Genomic DNA, 18,718 nt, shown 5'->3' with positions numbered 1-18,718 from the left:
TGATGCAGGCTGTCAGGTAAAGATAATGATCCTCCGATTTTTCCTGAACATGATTTGGGTAGGCTCCCTCTTACTAACCTATGATAGGGCAAATGAAAGAGGCTTTCCTGTATGAATAATAACATTGTGGTATGGAACATCCCCTCCTCCTTTTTACAATTAGGCATATAGGAAAGGAAGGAGGAGAGAGGGGATTTGGCAGCTCTTTATGAAAGCGATTACAGATGATAGCTGTGAACCACTACAGGAATAGGCATATGGAGACCTAACTCAACCAAAAGAAAATGGAGGCATGTTATGTTGGGACAAATTATGAAAAAAGGATTTGTATTCTTTATCATTATTTGCTTGGTAGTTAGCGGGGGCCAGTTCGCTCGAACGGCTCACGCCGATGATACGAATACCTATGAAGCTGAGGCCGAGGGGAATATTTTGCTCGGCAATGCGACAATCACTGATAGCCCGACGGCTTCGGGCGGCAAGAAGGTCGGAGGCATGTACCAAGGCAGTTCCTTGCAATTTAACAATGTTACTGTAAGTGAGGCAGGAAATTATAAGATCTCCGTTTATTACATTTCAGGTGATTCGCGGCCATTCAATATTAGCGCGAACGGCGGGGAGAAGCAATTTGAAGAACCGCCCAAGACAGTCGATTGGGATACGGTGGGAATGGTTGATGTGACCCTTCCGTTGAACGCGGGTACCAATACCATTCTGATCGATGACAACAACTGGTATTCTCCCGACATCGACAAGATTGTGATTCGCGGTTTGGACAGAGGTCAACCGGGAGAAGGAGGCGGAGACGACTGGAAGAAAAATCAGCATGGTGTAATCATTGAGGCAGAAGCAGCTGATAATATTTTGAAAGGCAATGCCAAGGTGGTAGACAGCAGCGTTAGTTCAGGTGGGAAGAAAGTAACCGATTTGAACAAAAACAGTTCACTGCAATTTACGAACGTCACTGTACCGGCAGAGGGTACATATTTGATCCGAATATCATATATTTCTGGTGATCAGCGACCAGTCTATATGCAGGTGAACAATGACACGGCTGAGATGATTGATCTGCCCAAAACAGCAAGCTGGAATACAGTAGGCATGTATGATGTGGAAGCTTCCCTTCATAAGGGTGTTAATACCATCACATTTTCGGATCATGATGGGTACTCCCCGATTTTGACCGAATTGAAGTAATCCCGTATACAATCAGCTATGAAGCCGAAGATTCGGACAATACGCTGACTGGTGAAGCGCGTGTAATGGACAGTTCCAATGCTTCAGGTGGCAAAAAGGTTGGCTATTTGAATGGCGGGAGCTCCTTGACGTTCAATACGATTATAGCCCCGATGACAGGGGATTACCGCGTTAAGGTAGCTTATTTTTCCGGTGATCCTCGGAGCTTCTATGTCCACGCAAATAGTGGAGAAGAGCAATTCCATGACCTGCCCAAAACAACGGATTGGGATACGGTAGGTACTTATGACCTTACACTCCCCTTAACTGAGGGCGAGAATACGATTACTTTTTCAGATAACAATGGCTATTCTCCCGATCTGGACCGGATTATCGTAGAGCCTGCGATAGAGACAGAACCTGAAAATCCGGGTGAAGGAGATGATGATCTCGGAACACCGGGTGACTCGCAACGTTACGGGGATATCACGGTAACCGATTATACCTATGGCCTCTTGGTGTCGAACGAACAATACGAAGTGTCTTATAACACCCAAACCGGATTTGCCGGTTACAGCTGGGCAGATGGACAGAAGATGCGGGGCATCTTTAGTAGCATTAAACTTGGTGAGAGCCTTGTGGAAACCAAAGGGTATGAGAATCATGCGAGCGGTGGAGCACCAGTGGAGATTGAGGATGGATTCGGCAAAGGCGTTGAGCTGACTTTTGTTCATACTTCCACTGGCAAACCAACGCTGAAGCAGGTCTATCGGTTTTATGAAGATAAGTCGTATTTCCTCAACCGTCTGGATGCCCTCAGTGACACGGAGATCCAGAGCAATTATATGTCACCAATTACGGTGAAAAATACGGGCGGTGTAGATATTGGCGTCAGCTCAGATAATCGAGTACTGACAGTACCTTTTGACAATGATGCCTGGATTCGCTACAAATCTCAAACGATGAACCGGGCGGATACCAGTTACGAAATGACGACGGTATTCAATAACTCGACTCGTAACGGTCTGGTGATCGGTTCAGTAACCCATGACACATGGAAGACGGGTATTGATTGGAAAGGTTCTGCTAATCGTCTGAATGAATTCGCTGTGTATGGTGGTGCAGCGAGTGATGTTACCCGCGATACCCAGTCCCATGGCAGCCTGACCGGTACTGAACTGTCTTCACCACTGATTATGGTAGGTGCTTTCAGTGATTATCGTACAGGACTTGAAGAATACGGTAAAGCGAATGCGATCATCACGCCTCCTCTGGCCTTGAATCCGGAATTGCCGCAAGGTGTTCCGGTTGGATGGAATAGTTGGGGCGCTTATGACAGCAGCCTTTCGTATCAGAATGTAGTAGATGTGTCCAATTATTTTAAGAACAGCCTGAAGAAGTTCAATAATAACGGCAATGTATTCATTAATATGGATTCCTACTGGGATAATCTGAGTGATGCAGAGCTTGCCCAAGCCGTATCTGTAATTAAGGACAATGGTCAGCATGCGGGCATCTATTGGGGACCATTTGTATACTGGGGCAACGATATGAGCCAAACGGTAGATGGTACCAACGGGAAATATACGTATGGTGATATTGTACTCAAGGATGCTAAGGGGAAACCTCTGCCTACGCTGGATGGGGCATATGCACTGGATGTGACACATCCGGGGAGTCAAATGCGCATGAATTATTTTCTGGATAAGTTCAAAACACTTGGATTCACATTCATCAAACTGGATTTCCTGACCCATGGCTCACTGGAAGGCCAACACTATGACACTAACGTGACGACAGGAATCCAGGCATACAATGAAGGAATGCGTTACGTCGAAGAGCGATTGGACGGAAAAATGTTTATTAGTGCGTCCATTGCACCGATCTTTCCAAGTCAGTACGCGCACAGCAGACGGATCTCCTGTGACACCTATGGCAAAATCAATGAGACAGAGTACATGCTTAATTCATTGACATATGGCTTCTGGCAAAATGGGACGATCTATTCCTATACAGACCCTGATCATCTGGCATTAAGCAGTGCATCAAGTCTGGAGGAAGCCCGTAGCCGGGTGAATTCCGGTGTGATTGCCGGTACGGTGATGCTGGATTCCGATGATGTGAATGATCCCAAGGCACAGGAGTACATGACGGCATTGTACAATAACACGGATGTTCTCCAGGTGGCGCTGAAAGGAAAAGTATTCAAGCCGCTTGAAGGGAATACGAATGCAAACGCCGCAGATACGTTTGTTCTGAAGGACGGCAATGATTATTACCTTGCCGTATTTAATTACAGCGCCAATAATTCAGCGAACAAAACGATTTTGTTGGGTCGTGCCGGGTTGAATGATTCCAAATCCTACACGTTAAAAGACTTGTGGACAGGTGAATCTTCGTCAGCTACGGGTTCATGGTCCATCTCGCTGGGACCGGCTGAATCGAAGTTGGTTAAATTGACCGAGAAACCAGTCACCCCGGAAAATCCGGGAAACCCAGGCAACCCAGGCAATCCAGGTAACCCAGGCAACCCAGGCAATCCAGGTAACCCAGGTAACCCAGGTAACCCAGGTAATTCAGGCAATTCTGGCAACAATGGAAATACCAATAATACTAGCGGAAACTCCGGCAACAGCGCGACTCCGGAGAACGATACAGTAAAACTCGTCATTACAGCCGATATGCTGAAAGGGGACAGTGGGGCAGGGAAAGCCGTTGTGGACATCCAAGCGGGTACTCAGGAGCTGCAACTGTCATCGGCTGTCTTACGTCAGCTCGGCAACCATACATTGGAAGTGAAATCAGGCAAGCTAACTCTGCAAATCCCTGCGAGTTTGTTCCAGCAGCTACTGAGCAAACTACCAGCGGGGCAACAGGAAGATAGTACGCTTTCCCTGAAAATGATTCCGCTTGACAGCAAGGCCAAGGAGGTCATCGCTGAAGTGGATGCATCTTCCCGGGCACCGGTTTCCCTTAAGGGAGAAATCTATGAATTCAGCCTTTCAGCTACAACAAAATCAGGTACAACCGAAACACTCTCTGCGTTTGATCATCCAATTACGCTGAGTCTGGGAGCAGCTGAAGGCTTCGAGCCTACGCAGGGAGGAATTTATTATATCAACGAAAATGGAAAACTTGAATTTCTAAAATCGGATTATACGAATGGTGTATTAACGACTAAAGTGAGCCACTTCAGCAAGTATGCTGTTCTGGAACTGAATCGGACGTTTGCTGATGTTCCGGCCAATCATTGGGCCAGCTCTGTCATCAAGGAATTAGCGGCTAAGCTGTTTGTTGATGGCACAAACGAGGATCAATTTGAGCCAGGACGTGCAATCACCCGCGCCGAATTCACCGCCATGCTCGTTCATTCCCTGGGACTGACCATAGCAGGGGAAGTGTACTTTACAGATGTGGCGACAGATGCCTGGTACAAGGAACCCATCTCAATTGCTACCCAAGCTGGTATTGTAAACGGTAGAAGCGAAGTCAGGTTTGAGCCGGACGCTCAGATTACCCGTGAGGAGATCACGGTGATGCTGATGAAGGCATATGAACTGAATGTTGGAAAAATGCCTGTTGGTTCTACAGACATCTTGTTTACCGACATGAATCAGGTTTCTTCATGGGCCACTGCTTCGGTACAAGATGCAGCCCGATTGGGTCTGGTTCAAGGACAAAGACAGGGGCAGTTTGTACCTCAAGGGATTGCTTCCCGTGCAGAAGCGGCTCAGGTCATCTACAACCTGATTTTGAAGTAAGCTATGAGGCTGCGAAGGGACATCGCAGCCTTATTTTCATCACTTTGAAATGACAGATGATTTCCCCTATGGATTGTAAGAATGCGATATGGCTAATATAACTCCTGCTTCCTACAATAATATGTATGTTCACAATACACAGCACGAGGGTAACAGGAGCTCGAAAGGATGATAAACTTGACGATTCAATATAATGAACAACAACGTATATTTGCAATACAGATGAAGAACTCGTCCTATATTTTTGGAATTAATGAGAGAGAACATCTCCAGCATCTATATTGGGGAGTCCCGGTGGAAATTGAAGACAGCGCTCCGTTGCTCCATCTACAATCCCATAGCTCTTTTGATGCAGAAGTCGAAGGAGAGGTAGAAGAGTATAGCTTCTGGGGAGGCGCATCTTACACAGAGCCATCTCTGAAACTGCGTATGCCTGATGGTGTCCGCGATCTTCAAGTAAGGTATGACCGTCACGAGATCATTGAGCACGAAGGCAGACAGACGCTGATTGTCACAATGAAGGATCAGGTGTATGCACTTGAAACGCAGCTGGTATATCGGGTCATCCCGGAATTCGACCTGGTGGAGCGTTATACGAATATCGTAAATACGGGACAGGAAGCTATCGTGCTGGAAAGCATGCAATCCGCAGCCTGGACCCTGCCCTATCTCCAGGATTATCGCCTGACGCATGTTACGGGTAAATGGTCGGGTGAATTCCAACTGCGCAATACCGTTTTGACTGAGGGGAAAAAGGTGCTTGAATCACGGAGAGGTTTCACCGACGGTCATGCCAACCCCTGGTTTGCTATTGATGACGGTCTTTCGACAGAAAGCGGCGGCGGGGTATGGTTTGGCGCTCTCGCCTGGAGCGGCAACTGGAAGATTGTTGCCGAGAAAACGCCGTTCACACATGTCCGGGTAACGGGCGGTATCAATGATTTTGACAATGAATGGCTGCTGGGTGCAGGGGAAACGTTCGAGACGCCTGTCTTTGTTGGCGGATTTAGCCCTGAAGGCTTTGGCGGCATGAGCCACCGCTTGCATCAGTACCAATATGATTACATACTGCCGCGCAGTGAATTCGGGAAAGTGCTGTACAACTCCTGGGAAGCTACCTACTTCGATGTGAACGCACAGGACCAAATGGCGCTTGCCGAGCGGGCGGCCAAGATGGGTGTGGAGCTGTTCGTCGTGGATGACGGCTGGTTCGGGCAGCGGCATTCCGACCGTGCGGGGTTAGGCGACTGGAACGTGAACAAGGAGAAGTTCCCGAACGGTCTTGTGGAGCTGATTGACCGGGTTCACGGACTTGGGATGGAATTTGGCATATGGGTGGAGCCGGAGTCGGTCAACCCGGATAGTGATCTCTACAGAGCGCATCCAGACTGGGTATATCATTTTGAGACCCGGGGCCGTACGGAGCTTCGCAATCAACTGCTGCTGAACATTTCCAAGCCGGAGGTCAAGCAATACATTATTGATTTTATGACCGAACTGCTGGGCAATCATGAGATCAAGTTCATTAAATGGGACATGAACCGGACCATCACGGAGCCGGGTATGAAGGATCACCCCATTAACCGCCAGAAAGAAGTATGGGTAAGGCATGTCCAGAGCCTGTATGATATCTGGTCACAGCTGCGAGCCAAGTTCCCGAATGTGGAGTTTGAGACTTGCGCGGGAGGGGTTCCCGGATTGATCTGGGTATCTTCCGTTATGCCGACCAGTCCTGGCCGAGTGACAATACGGATGCGTTCGACCGTCTGAGCATTCAGGAAGGCTTCTCGTATACGTATGCACCACGTATGATGACCTGTTGGGTAACCGAGTCGCCTACAGGAATGAATGGCAGAAACGTCTCCCTGAAATATCGTTTCCACAGTGCCATGATGGGCACGCTTGGTATTGGTTCCAATCTGAACGAGTGGAGTGATGAATGGATTGAGCAGTCCAGGGAATTCATTGGTCAGTACAAAGGCATTCGCCACCTGGTCCAGTTCGGCAGACAGTTCCGTCTGACTGCGCTTCGTCATAAAGGGGTTACAGCTGTCCAGTACAGCAATACGGAAGGAAGTGATCATGTGCTGTTCGCTTTTCTTCACTCGCAGAAGCTGGGTGAACCGTTACCAAGACTGCGTTTGGCAGGGCTTCAGGCTGACAAGAGTTATCTCATTGAAGAGCTGGGGTTATCGGCCAGTGGGCGTGCGCTGATGAACATCGGAGTAGAACTGCCCCTACGCGGCGATTTCGACAGCTTGGTGTATCGTATCCGTGAGCAGGTGTAATAACTCTATAGCATGGTTTAAAAGGAGTGCTTTGCAAGCCAATCGTGGCAGCATTGCACTCCTTTTTATTGAATCTCTTTTTGAGGCAGACGGATCTGGACCGTGGTTCCCATGCCTAGTTTGCTATACACTTTAACACCGTAGTATTCACCGAATTTCAGCTTAATCCGCCGATCCACATTCGAAATGCCATAGCCTCTTCCTTCTTTCTCTTCAAACAAAGACTGAAGCGTCTCACGCCGCATGCCCATTCCGTCATCTATGACAGATAAGACGATACTATGATTCTCAATGACGCCCTTGATATGGATATTCAGGGGCCGATCCTGATTCCAAAGTGCATGAATCACAGCATTCTCTACAAAAGGCTGTAACGCAAGCTTCACGGTGGAGTAAGGCAGGATCGATTGATCGATCGTGTAGATGATATTCAGCTTGCCCTTAAACCGAATAAGCTGAATGGCATTATAGCTCTGCGTCAGCTTCAATTCCTCATTGATGGTCAGGATGCTCTTTCCTTTATTCAGGGATATCCGATAGAACTTGGCCAGATGAAGAACCATATCCTGAATCTGAGGATCCTGATGCTTTACGGCCAGAGAGGAGATCGAGCCGAGTGTATTATACAGAAAATGAGGATTGATCTGAGCTTGAAGCAGGTCAAGCTCGGCTTCCTTGCTCTGCAGTTCTTTCTGGTAGACCTCTGTAACCAAACTTTTCAACCGGGTTGTCATCTGTTCGAATGCAAAGTGAAGCTGTCCGATCTCATCACTGCCCATTTGTTCCTCATGGGTAGGGTTGAAATCCCCCCGTTCAATGCGCCGAATCATCCGAATTAATGTCCTGATGCGTTTGCTGAACAGCGAGGCGGTAATATAGATGAGCAGCAAGGCCACGCCAATGAAGCCCAGTGAAATTTTGATAATAAGCTGAGAGAGAGATTTGGCATCCTTGATAATACTGTCATAAGGAAAGATGGACACCGTTTTCCAGCCATTTTTGAGCGTGTTATACACCGCTAGAGCCTTCACCCCTTGATACGTTGTATCAAATCTGCCTGAAGGCGTCTCATCAAAATTCTGATGAAGTAGCTTGGGCAGGCTTGTGTTGATCAACTGCTTGTCCGCTGAAGACAGAATAATGCCCTTGTCGTTTATGATAAAGATGTCTTTGCCGCCTGCTTCTTTTTCCATGAGAGAATAGATGACAGACTCGGAAATTTGAAAGACCAGCATCCCGTAGGGGTACTGATTACTATTGTTGTTCAGTAGCCGGGCGAGCGTAAACATGGCAGGACCATTCTCTGTCTGTGGCGATGAGAGATGAATAATGTTCCCGTAGGATTGTTTTAACTTGTGGAACAGTTCCGTGTTTTCAACTTCGGGTGTAATTGGCCTGATATAATAATTGTCTTTGGGCAGCGATAGATTGTCTGAATAAATGAATGCGCTATCAAAATCAGGGTAGGCAGCCATCACGGTGTCAATTCGATTGCCAATGTAATTATAGACATCCAAATAGGAAGGATCATCCTGATATTCGTTCGTAAGGTAATTGGCAAGGCGGTTATCCAAATAAATGGAAGCAGAAATATGTTCGTAGCTGTCCAGTTTATTCTCCAGATTTTTAGTGATCTGAGCGGTTGAGTTCGTCATGTTGATGTAGATTTGCTCGGTAAGTTTCGTTTTGGTAAGTTCATACGAAAAATAAACCAATAGCATCATCGGAATGATGGTGACTAGTACAAATACCATAAATAATTTGGAACGAAAGCTCAGGTTAACAAAAGGCATGTATATGTATTTTCGATAGAATTGGCGCATCGGGAAGCCCTCTCTTGACTGATTATTCGTTGCACAGTTCATCATAGCAGAGTGATTATGGAAATCCAATCCTCTCTTTGCACCAAACATCTTTAAAAAGCGGTATCTTTCGGAGAATTCGACTATGGCATGCGATCTGCGTCAAATTTATGATAAATAGGAGAGAAGTTGAATCAAGATATGGCCGGCCATGCTGCTGTATAGAAAAAGGGAGGGTGTTTAATGCATAAGGTAAGCGCAATCAAAACAGTCAGGAGCAATAATCTGATAAGCAGACTTAAAGAGCAAAAATGGTTATTCGTGCTTATGCTTCCTGCCTTCATTGCGACATTGCTATTTTCCTATGGTCCGATGTTTGGACTGTATATGGCGTTTACGAATTATCAGCCGGGTGGAGGATCGTTTTTTCATCAGTTCTTCCATGCCGAATTTGTAGGTTTCCAGTGGTTTGAGTATTTCTTTACAACAGGAGATTTCTATCGGGTTATGCGTAACACGCTTGCAACAAGCCTGCTGACCCTGTTCTTCGGATTTCCTGCGCCGATCATTCTCGCGCTTGTGCTGAATGAAGCGAGACAGGGATTTTTCAAGCGCTTTGTACAGACGGTTTCTTATCTGCCGCATTTTATCTCATGGGTTATTGCAGCCAACATTGTAATTACGCTGCTGGCTTCAGATGGAATGCTTAACAATATTCTGGTTCTGCTGGGCGTTGTCAAAGAACCGGTCGCATTTTTGCAGAACGGGCCTCTATTCTGGTGGATTATCGCACTGTCGAACATGTGGAAAGAGATGGGTTTTAGCGCCATTATGTATCTCGCCGCAATCGCTTCCATTAATCCGGAGCTCTACGAAGCAGCAAGGGTGGACGGAGCGAGCCGATTTAAGCAAATGTGGCATATTACGCTGCCTTCCATGCGCCCTACCATTGTCATATTGGCTATTCTCGCGGTCGGAGGCATTTTGAATGCAGGATTTGAACAGCAATACCTGCTGCAAAATAATACGGTGCTTGAATACTCCGAAGTTATTGATATTTATGCCTACAAATACGGACTACAGAACAGCATGTTCTCTTACGGGGCTGCTGTGGGAATGTTCAAATCCGTTGTTGCCTTTATTCTTGTCCTCATCGTGAACCGGATTTCCAGAAAAGTGAACGATCAGGCGTTGTTCTAACTATAAAAGACAGAGGGGAGCGCTTGTGATGATACTGAACAGATTCGGGGATCGTATTTTCAAAATCATTGTGTATTTCATTCTTATTCTCGTATTACTGGTTACATTTCTTCCGTTTTGGAATATACTCGTTCTTTCATTGAACAGCGCGGAGGATACGGTACGGGGCGGTGTATACCTGTGGCCCAGGGATTTGACCTTGGACAGCTATCAGCAGATTTTAAAAGATAGTGAGATCTTAAACGGGCTGTGGGTAACCGTCAAACGAACGCTGATTGGCGCACCGCTGTCGGTTCTCGTCATTACGATGCTTGCATATCCGCTAAGTCGGCGGAATCTGATTGGTCGTAAAGGCTGGAACCTGTACTTTATCTTTACCATGTATTTCAGTGGTGGACTCATTCCGTTCTACATGGTGCTTAAGGCACTGAATATGATAGATACATTCTCGGTATTTATTTTGCCAAGTTTGATGAATGTCTTCTATATGATTATTGTCCGTACCTTTATGGAGCAGCTGCCCCATGAGATTGAAGAATCGGCGAGGGTGGATGGCGCTAACGATCTGACCATTTTCTTCCGGATTGTGATGCCGCTGACAACACCTGTACTTGCAACGGTGGGCCTTTTTCAAGCAATTGGGCATTGGAATGCCTGGTTTGATTCCTATGCGTTTACCTACAGCTCGGATCTGAAGACCCTGCAAGCCGTGCTCGTCAAAATATTGAACCAATTTCAGACTGGTGGCATGATCTCACAAACGCAAATGCTGGCCAACTCGGCCAAACGAAATGCGGTTTCCAGCGATACCATTCGAATGGCTGCTACCATGGTAGCCACCTTACCAATCGTTATGGTGTACCCGTTCCTGCAAAAATACTTTGTTAAAGGCATGACTTTGGGAGCGGTGAAGAGTTAATCTATTCCATAATCCGGTTGCAGGGAAGGCTTGTCCGGTGGCCTCTCTCTGAAAGGGGGTGGGCAGAGATCGTTTTGGAAATGCTCAATCTAGCACTACAGGAATTTATTCATTGGGAGGAATTAGGGTGTCAATGACAAAGACAAAAAAATGGATGACTATGGGAATTACAGCTGCATTAGTCGTTGGTTTGCTGGCGGGCTGCTCATCCAATGACGGGGAGAACAATACAGCGGGTAAAGATGGTGATCAAGGGCCGATTACGCTAACCTGGTTTGACGGCAATACCAAAGGAGAACCTTTTACGGATGCGGTTGCCCAGGAAATTACCAAAAAGACGGGCATAGAGATTTCCATCCAACAACCAACGGGTAATCCAACGGAAAAACTGAGCCTGATGCTCGCCAGTGGTGACTATCCGGATGTGGTGGTCATGAGCCGGGGAGATGCTTCCCTCGATAAGTACATTTCAAGCGGCGCATTCATTCCACTGGATGAGTTAATTGAAAAGTATGGTTCTGATCTGAAAGAAATGTACGGCGAAACCTTGACCAAAACACGTTATACAGACGGCAAGAACTACTATCTGGCAAACTGGTATGGACTCGACAGTGATCCGGTCTTCGGTATGCTGATGAGACAAAACCTGCTGGAAGAGTTTCTTCCAGACCAGGCAGATGGTTCGAAGCCACTCACAACGGATGAGTTTGAAGCTCTACTGAAAAATTTTAAAGAAAAATACAAAACGATTGATGGCAAAGAGTCCATCCCCATGACCATGAACGGTGAGAACATGGGTGCGAATCTCGGAACTTTCAAAGGCATGTGGGGCTTAAAAACGTATTATGATAACAACGGACGTCTGCAATATGATGTCAAGGACCCCAAATATCGTGAGATGCTGTTATATATCAATCGCTTATATAGAGAAGGTCTGATTGAGAAGGAATTTGCTATTAGCAAAACGCAGACCTGGATTCAAAAGCTGACGACTGGTGCGGTGTTCGCTACACCAGGTGCTTATTGGGACCCAGGTAACGGTAATGCGGCCCTGAAGAAGGACGGCGGGGAAAAGAATCAGTTGTTTGCATACAAGGTTGTTGCTCCGGGCGTAGATCCGGCTCAAACGACATTTGGCCCAAGAAGCTCGCTTGGATGGGATGCCATTGCTATTACCAAAAACAACAAACACCCGGAAGAAACCATAAAGCTGTTTAATTATCTGGCGAGTGATGAAGGACAGCATTTGCTGCTGTGGGGTAAGGAAGGCGAGCAATATACGATGGTGGATGGTAAGCGACAACCAGACCCTGCATTCCTGCAAAGCTTCAAGGATAACTGGGATGACACGGTGAAGAAAAGCGGTGTTCGTAAATGGTTATGGTTTATCAAAAATGGTCTGGATCCGAATGGACAGCCGTATGACATGGCGGTTAAATTCCAGCGTAGTGAAGTGGATGAACTGGCCCTCAAGAGTCTCGGCGATTCCGTATGGGATACAGCACAGTATGATAACCTGAATCCGGATGGGGGAACACCTCAAGCACTGACGGCCCAGAAGGTGAAGGATATTATGGATCAGAGCATTACAAGAGCCATTATTGCCCCAAGTGAAGCTGAAGCCAATTCAGTATTTGACAAGATGCTGGAGGATATGAAAAAGGCCGGCGATGATAAAGTGGAAGATATTATTAACGAGAAATATGCTCAGCGTATGGAGCTGTGGAATTCTAAATAATTGAAGAGTAATTTTGGAAAAAGAAGCGTCCTGGGATGATCCGGGGCGCTTCTTCTTGTTGACCGCATTCTACACGATGCACTACACCTTCGCTTTAACAATAGTGATAATATCTCCTGTTACTGTTGTGATCTTGCCAATTGGACCAGACAACATATATTGCTCGCCGGATGAAAGAGTGCACATTGCCCCTTCTGTCCAAGGGATATAGAAGGAAAGGGAGCTGCCTGCTTCGCTCTCAATTTCAATCCAATCGGTTTCTCCATCCACGAAAGCTGCACTGACGAGGAATCCACCCACGGCACGGAGGGTGTGGAACTCTGCCCTCTGTTCGTTCGGCCAGTTAGGGAAGAAGCGCAGGTTTCCATTATAGCTTTGAAGAAGGCATTCATTAATTACAGCAGGCAGGGCGAAATTTTCGAACCAGATGCCCATGCGGGACATGAAATCGAAGTTGTCCGTGTCAGCATAGCGACCACCGCTCATCAGTACCCGGTCTGTGCAAGTTCCGTTTGGCAGCAGACAATACTGGATTTGACGCTTAAAGCGTTCCAAATCCAACACACCAAGCCGGGCTCCGGCAAGATGATAGAATACCAGTTCATTCCCACCTTCGTTGCGGTGGTTAAGGTAGGAGTTTACTGCGGTCTGGTATTCCTCCTCTGGTGAATGAAGCCCGTGGTCTTCGCCCGGAAATACGGTCGTAATCGGAATCGGGACGTTATACACCACGTCAGGATCCTCGCCCTCAACCGACACAAAGACTGGACCCTTGCCGGATCTGGCTGTGGGATAAGAAGGGAAATGGGACAAAATCTCCTTTACATTTTCCAGAAGCTTCTTCTCGGTTTCTACCCTTTCAAGAATACCGCACGCCTGGGTGAACGCATTGAATAGAAACCGTGTCAGTGTCAGGTCAATCAGGCCATCTTTGTTCTTGCCAAAACCGGGTGCAATCTCATACAGCTCCGGTACCACCGTCGGAAAAATGTGATAATTGTCATCTCCCCAGCGTTCCCCCTGTGCTTCTGGGCGTTTCATGTAATCGACCATGAACAGCACGGCTTCTTTCATGGGTTGAAATGCACGCTCACGTAGGAACGTCTCGTCCATGGAATAAAGATAGTGCCACCATAGACTTTGTACGGTCCAAGGCGTCTCACAGATTTCCCATCCCCAGTGCGGGACAGGGTAGGGCATCATGGACATCTCAACAGGATAGGCTGAGTGTGGGAAATAAGCTCCGCTCAGTCCGTAATAATCCCGTGCCCACGCTCGGCTGACAGGGAGTACATGATCAACCATATCCACGTAAGGAAGATGTTTGTCGAGATGGTTGCTGGAGAATGCGAGCCAGAATGGCTGCTGGGTGTTGTAATTCATGTGGTAATCCCCATGCCAGTCTGCGCCGATGGTTCGATAGCTCCAGTTGGCGAAAAGGCCAGGACAGGTCACGCCCTCTTTCACTGCACAGTTGAAAAAGTACAGATTGTGGTACCAGATCCGCTCCAAAAATTCATCTTCCAGTGCGACGGAGGAGCGGCTCCAATAATCCTGCCACATTGCAGTCGATTCTTCCTTAGCTTGAATATGAGAGGATAAATCTGGCGGAAGGGCTTCATCATCGATTTCATTATAAAGACCTTCCCATAGCTCTGCGCAGGCCAGAAAGCCGTGCTCATGTACTCCGGAAGGAGAGAGAATGGCTTCTGAAACTGGCTTGCGGAAGGGCTGTTCTTCAATCTTGGATAATCCAGATACGGTTACAGCGAGCCGGAAAGCCTTATCTTTTACCTGAGTTACATAAGGTGCAGATGGATGCTCCACATGCGGTAAAATTTGCGTAAATGACTGTGTGTTCGTATCTTTATCAGTTATAACTGCTGCTTGAGGGAATTCTGACGGTGTTTCGGGATCAGGAATCAGCTTAACCTCATTGAATAAGGCAGCCAAAGCGCCCGTATCGGCATCATACACGTTCATCCAGATCCGGTCGCGCTCTGCTTCTACAAAGAGCTCGAATACGACAGGTTTGCCGTCTAATAGGAAATCAACGGTACAAAGGCCATTGGCAATATCAATGGTATGGCCAATGATTTCAGCCTTTCGTCGATCATAGCGCAGTAAAAGCGATCCGCAGGGCATAGGCTTGGGATAAGCTTTACTGTAATTTTGCCCGGCAAGCTCACAATATTGTTTGTACCAAGGATGATCCGTCAATCGTTGCAAGTCGGCTGGAAGAGCAGTAAATCTGTCATAGACCTCTTGGAAAGTCATCAGCTCGTCACGGTGTTCTTCGGCGAGACGAATATCCCAAACATTGTTGTGTCCAAAATGGAGCATCATGGCGTCAGGTCGAGTTGTTACCACGATGCCCAATCCTCCGTTGCCGAGCAGTGCACCTTCGAAGAAATCCGGTGCAGGACCCGTGAAAGCAATCGGATGCAGCTTGGCCCGCTCATATCCGCTATTCTTATTTACCTCGTGTTTTGTCTGTGTTTGCATATCATTCTTTGGCACAAGTCGTCCTCCTCATGAAAGTCATGCGATGTACAGTTTTTACTGTATCTGAACAGCAGTTTGCTGTATTTAGCAAGACGTCCATGATTTGCACGATAGTCAGGTCAATTGGTGTACTGCTGATATGTACCTCTAGTGCCGAATTGTACCTTTCGGTCATGAAGATGAAAGGTTAACCTCAAGAGAAACGGAGTCGGAAAGGAAACTTCCCATGGATTTTGCATCCTTGCATCCCTATGTATATTTGGCGACACGATACTCTTTTGTGAAAGGACAGTCGAGTTCTCAGCGAATTTGCTATACCAGCTCCATTTACTTGATTAACGAAGGATATGGGGTATTAAGTACAAATGGTCACAGCAGCAAGCTTGGTCCGGGTTCCTTGGTCTATATTCCAGCGGGGCAGCTGCATGAATGGGTTGCTGATGCGGAGAATCCTATGATACACCTGTGCTGTTATTTTGATTGGCACTATGTGGAGCGCAAAGCTGTGTTTGATACAGCCTGTCCGATCTGTTATCCGCCGCAGGAGTTGCATCAAGCCTTTGTTGGCCCGGGCTTCCCTTATACGCTTAGGAAAAATTCAAAGGTGGAGTCGCTGCGGATTTGGCAGGATCTGTTCCAGGATTTTTATAACAGCGGGTCATTCACCAACGAGCAAACCTTTATGCGCAGCTTGATGATTCAGCGTAATTTTCAGACGTTTATTGACTATTTTCTGAACTGCTGCATGCGGAAGGACGATTTAATTCCAGATCATCGGATAGGTCATATACTTAAAATGATGGAACAGGACTTACTTCACGGAGCACCCAAGCCACTGGAGATTTATTACAAAAGCCTCAATATGAGCCGAGGACATTTTTTCGAGTTGTTTCGAAAATCTACCGGATACTCTCCCATTCAGTATATGAATCACTTTCGTATTGGACGGGCGAAGCATGATCTGCAACATACGACACTAAGTATCACACAGATCGCAGAAAAATATCATTTTAGCTCCGTTCATTATTTCTCCAGACTCTTTCATCAACTGACAGGTCAGGCCCCGCGCCAATATCGCTTACAGCAGTCCAAGACTGTGGCCTTAGGTGCTCCATTGGAATGAACAGGCTTTTTTTGTCTACATATTCCCCCTTCATTGTTCAAATAATGATGGGACAGAACAAAGGAGGGAACGATGGATGAATAAGGCCGAACGAAAAGGGTGGTCCTGCACCTGGAAATTTAAATTGTCAGTGGTGTTGACAGGTACGATATTAATGGTTTATGGTACGGGCCTTTCTGCCAGCAGTGCGGAATCACAGCTTCGTTCAGGACAGGCACCAGAGCAAGTGATAACGGAGCAATCTTCAATGCAAGTACCTGGGAATTCAACTTCAGGTTATACATCATCAGAAACTCCAGCAAAACCAACCCAGCATAAACGAATGGCGATCATTATTGATGATGCGGGAAATGACATGAAAGGTACTTCTGAAATTTTGGCAACGCCGGTGAAGTTGACGTTGGCCGTGATGCCATTCCTGCAAACGACAAAGAAAGATGCGATTGCGGCGCATGAAAAAGGAATGGATGTCATTGTTCACATGCCCATGGAGCCGAATAAGGGACGACCAGAATGGCTAGGTCCAGGTGCGATCACTTCGAATCTGACGGATGAAGAAGTACGTGATCGAGTGGAGAAGGCCATTGATGAGGTTCCATATGCCATCGGCATGAACAATCATATGGGTTCCAAAATTACGTCTGACAAACGCATCATGTCCATTGTATTGGATGTATGTCGAGAGCGAGGGCTGTTTTTTGTGGATAGTCGTACCAATTTCCGCTCCGTAGTTGGGGAATTGGCCATCACCAAAAATATGCCACCTATCGGCAACGATATTTTTTTGGATGACCATAATTCCAAACAACATATACGCAAGCAAATGGATCTGGCGGCCAAGCGTGCCATGGACAAGGATGTGTGTGTCGTGATCGGCCATGTTGGCCATACCGGATTAAATACCTCTGCTGTAGTCCATGAATCCGTCTCCCGACTCAAAGGTCAGATTGAGTTCGTCGGCATTAGCGATCTGGTTCGTGATGTTTGGCATTGGCAAGCCGAGCCTAAACTGCCGACAGATAATAAATAATGCCATTTGCGATGGACTGTGCGATCCGTTTCTGTTGTTTAGGATCACTGATCATCGCGCGATCGCGTGCATTGCTCAGAAATCCGGTTTCAACAATTACAGCGGGTTGCTTCACATGATTTAACAGGTAAAAGGGCTTGCCCATACGACATCGCGTTGTGTCTCGTACAATTGATTAAGTTCATTCTGAATGGAGCTTGCCAGCATGTAGCTGCGTCCTTCATTCTGATACAAAACAACCGGGCCTCGTGTAGACGATCTGGGACTCCAATTGGCATGGATACTGACGACGATGTCGGTGCTGACCTCTTCGCTAAGGCTTTTGCGTTGTGCCAAATCCTTGCGATGGCGTGAGCGACTGTTTAACCAGCGATTTTCGTCACTCAGCGCATAATCTCCAAGTCGGTTGATGATGACCGCATAACCCTTGCTGCGAAGCAGGAGATACACCCTTTGGCTAATGGCCAGGTTGATGTCTTTTTCCAGTACTCCGTGGTCTGTTGTTCCACCATCAATGCCGCCGTGACCGACGTCCAGAAGGATTACAGGTGCTGCAAACGCATGATGAGTGGAATGATAGGCATCTCCATCGGTTACCGGCAGCATGGATGGGCTTATGGGTGATCGTTGTGAATATAAAGTAGGCAGATGGGTTGGTGTGACTTTCGCCGCGCCGGCGTGGGAGTTCACGGGAATGCAACTGATGCTGATTAGCAATGCCATCAATGCGGCCAGCAGCTTATACATGAGAATACACGCTCCTTTTTGAAATAGGCATCTTATGCCATGAAGTAGTGGATGGATACCTTTGGCATTAGACTGTGCATTCTTCTGTTTTTCATACTCCTCCCAGCAAAAAAAATGTTTATCGATGATCGGTTCTGCACACAATAGAGGTAACATAAGCCCCGGCTATGCCGGAGCTAAAGGAGGCAATGGTTATGGCCAAAAGTGATGAGCTGGTGAAATACATCACGCAAAGAGTCGTTCATTATATCGACACACCGAAGGATGAACGTAAAGCACGCACCAAAGCCAAAGAACCGTGGACCATGAAGTGGTTTGGAATGATTCCTTTTGCTGTATCCCTGTGGGTAGGGAAAGGAAAAAACGATGCATTCGCAGGGGGACATGCAGAAACGAAGCTCCTCCGGTAAAGGGTAAATCAAGAACTAA

Annotated in this window: 12 protein-coding genes and 1 pseudogene; 9 read left to right on the top strand and 4 right to left on the bottom strand. The window is 47.0% G+C overall.

The features are described 5' to 3' along the window. Positions 1–297 precede the first annotated feature (297 nt). The 3 genes and pseudogenes from ACTWJ7_RS24110 (at position 298) to ACTWJ7_RS24100 (ending at position 7,225) form a co-directional block, all read left to right on the top strand. Positions 298–1,197: a carbohydrate-binding protein gene (locus ACTWJ7_RS24110; protein ID WP_443145950.1), complete on the top strand. Its 900-nt coding sequence runs from the start codon at positions 298–300 to the stop codon at positions 1,195–1,197. Positions 1,198–1,262: 65 nt separating this feature from the next. Then, positions 1,263–4,937 (top strand): S-layer homology domain-containing protein, encoded by a 3,675-nt coding sequence (locus ACTWJ7_RS24105; protein ID WP_443145949.1) that lies wholly within the window; start codon positions 1,263–1,265, stop codon positions 4,935–4,937. A 168-nt stretch (positions 4,938–5,105) separates the two neighbouring features. Next, positions 5,106–7,225, top strand: a pseudogene (locus tag ACTWJ7_RS24100) (alpha-galactosidase). 65 nt (positions 7,226–7,290) lie between these two features. On the opposite strand, the gene ACTWJ7_RS24095 reads toward ACTWJ7_RS24100, so the two are convergent. Continuing rightward, on the bottom strand, positions 7,291–9,048 hold the full coding sequence (locus ACTWJ7_RS24095) for a cache domain-containing sensor histidine kinase (RefSeq protein ID WP_052016514.1): 1,758 nt from the start codon (positions 9,046–9,048) through the stop codon (positions 7,291–7,293). Between the two features lie 222 nt (positions 9,049–9,270). Between ACTWJ7_RS24095 and ACTWJ7_RS24090 the strand changes: the two genes are divergently transcribed. The 3 genes from ACTWJ7_RS24090 (at position 9,271) to ACTWJ7_RS24080 (ending at position 12,884) form a co-directional block, all read left to right on the top strand. After that, complete coding sequence (locus tag ACTWJ7_RS24090) at positions 9,271–10,227, top strand: ABC transporter permease (RefSeq protein ID WP_024629283.1); 957 nt, start codon at positions 9,271–9,273, stop codon at positions 10,225–10,227. Positions 10,228–10,255: 28 nt separating this feature from the next. Beyond that, positions 10,256–11,146 (top strand): carbohydrate ABC transporter permease, encoded by an 891-nt coding sequence (locus ACTWJ7_RS24085; protein ID WP_029880772.1) that lies wholly within the window; start codon positions 10,256–10,258, stop codon positions 11,144–11,146. A 133-nt stretch (positions 11,147–11,279) separates the two neighbouring features. Continuing rightward, positions 11,280–12,884 carry an extracellular solute-binding protein gene (locus tag ACTWJ7_RS24080; protein ID WP_301879352.1) on the top strand — a complete coding sequence of 535 codons (1,605 nt, stop codon included), beginning with the start codon at positions 11,280–11,282 and terminating at the stop codon, positions 12,882–12,884. Positions 12,885–12,965: 81 nt separating this feature from the next. Here ACTWJ7_RS24080 and ACTWJ7_RS24075 read toward each other — a convergent pair whose 3' ends face one another. After that, on the bottom strand, positions 12,966–15,404 hold the full coding sequence (locus ACTWJ7_RS24075; RefSeq protein WP_301879351.1) for a glycosyl hydrolase family 95 catalytic domain-containing protein: 2,439 nt from the start codon (positions 15,402–15,404) through the stop codon (positions 12,966–12,968). Positions 15,405–15,615: 211 nt separating this feature from the next. Here ACTWJ7_RS24075 and ACTWJ7_RS24070 point away from each other — a divergent pair, with 211 nt between their 5' ends. Together ACTWJ7_RS24070 and ACTWJ7_RS24065 are read left to right on the top strand one after the other, a co-directional pair. Then, positions 15,616–16,512 (top strand): AraC family transcriptional regulator, encoded by an 897-nt coding sequence (locus ACTWJ7_RS24070; protein WP_301879350.1) that lies wholly within the window; start codon positions 15,616–15,618, stop codon positions 16,510–16,512. 76 nt (positions 16,513–16,588) lie between these two features. Further along, a complete protein-coding gene (locus ACTWJ7_RS24065; RefSeq protein ID WP_285074457.1) occupies positions 16,589–17,542 on the top strand; it encodes a divergent polysaccharide deacetylase family protein in 954 nt (317 codons plus the stop codon). Here the strand turns inward: ACTWJ7_RS24065 and ACTWJ7_RS24060 are convergent. Continuing rightward, on the bottom strand, positions 17,517–17,687 hold the full coding sequence (locus ACTWJ7_RS24060; protein WP_443145948.1) for an N-acetylmuramoyl-L-alanine amidase family protein: 171 nt from the start codon (positions 17,685–17,687) through the stop codon (positions 17,517–17,519). The genes ACTWJ7_RS24065 and ACTWJ7_RS24060 overlap by 26 nt on opposite strands. Then, entirely contained in the window at positions 17,663–18,289 is a 627-nt protein-coding gene (locus ACTWJ7_RS24055; RefSeq protein WP_443145947.1) for an N-acetylmuramoyl-L-alanine amidase, read from the bottom strand. The genes ACTWJ7_RS24060 and ACTWJ7_RS24055 overlap by 25 nt, the downstream gene beginning before the upstream one ends. Before the next feature lie 194 nt (positions 18,290–18,483). Here ACTWJ7_RS24055 and ACTWJ7_RS24050 point away from each other — a divergent pair, with 194 nt between their 5' ends. Further along, positions 18,484–18,699 (top strand): YqzE family protein, encoded by a 216-nt coding sequence (locus ACTWJ7_RS24050; RefSeq protein ID WP_443145946.1) that lies wholly within the window; start codon positions 18,484–18,486, stop codon positions 18,697–18,699. Positions 18,700–18,718: the final 19 nt, after the last annotated feature.

It is taken from the genome of Paenibacillus sp. 1A_MP2, from assembly GCF_052244825.1.
GTDB classification, from domain to species: Bacteria; Bacillota; Bacilli; order Paenibacillales; family Paenibacillaceae; genus Paenibacillus; species Paenibacillus vandeheii.
This window is presented reverse-complemented; position numbering and strand designations above follow the sequence as displayed.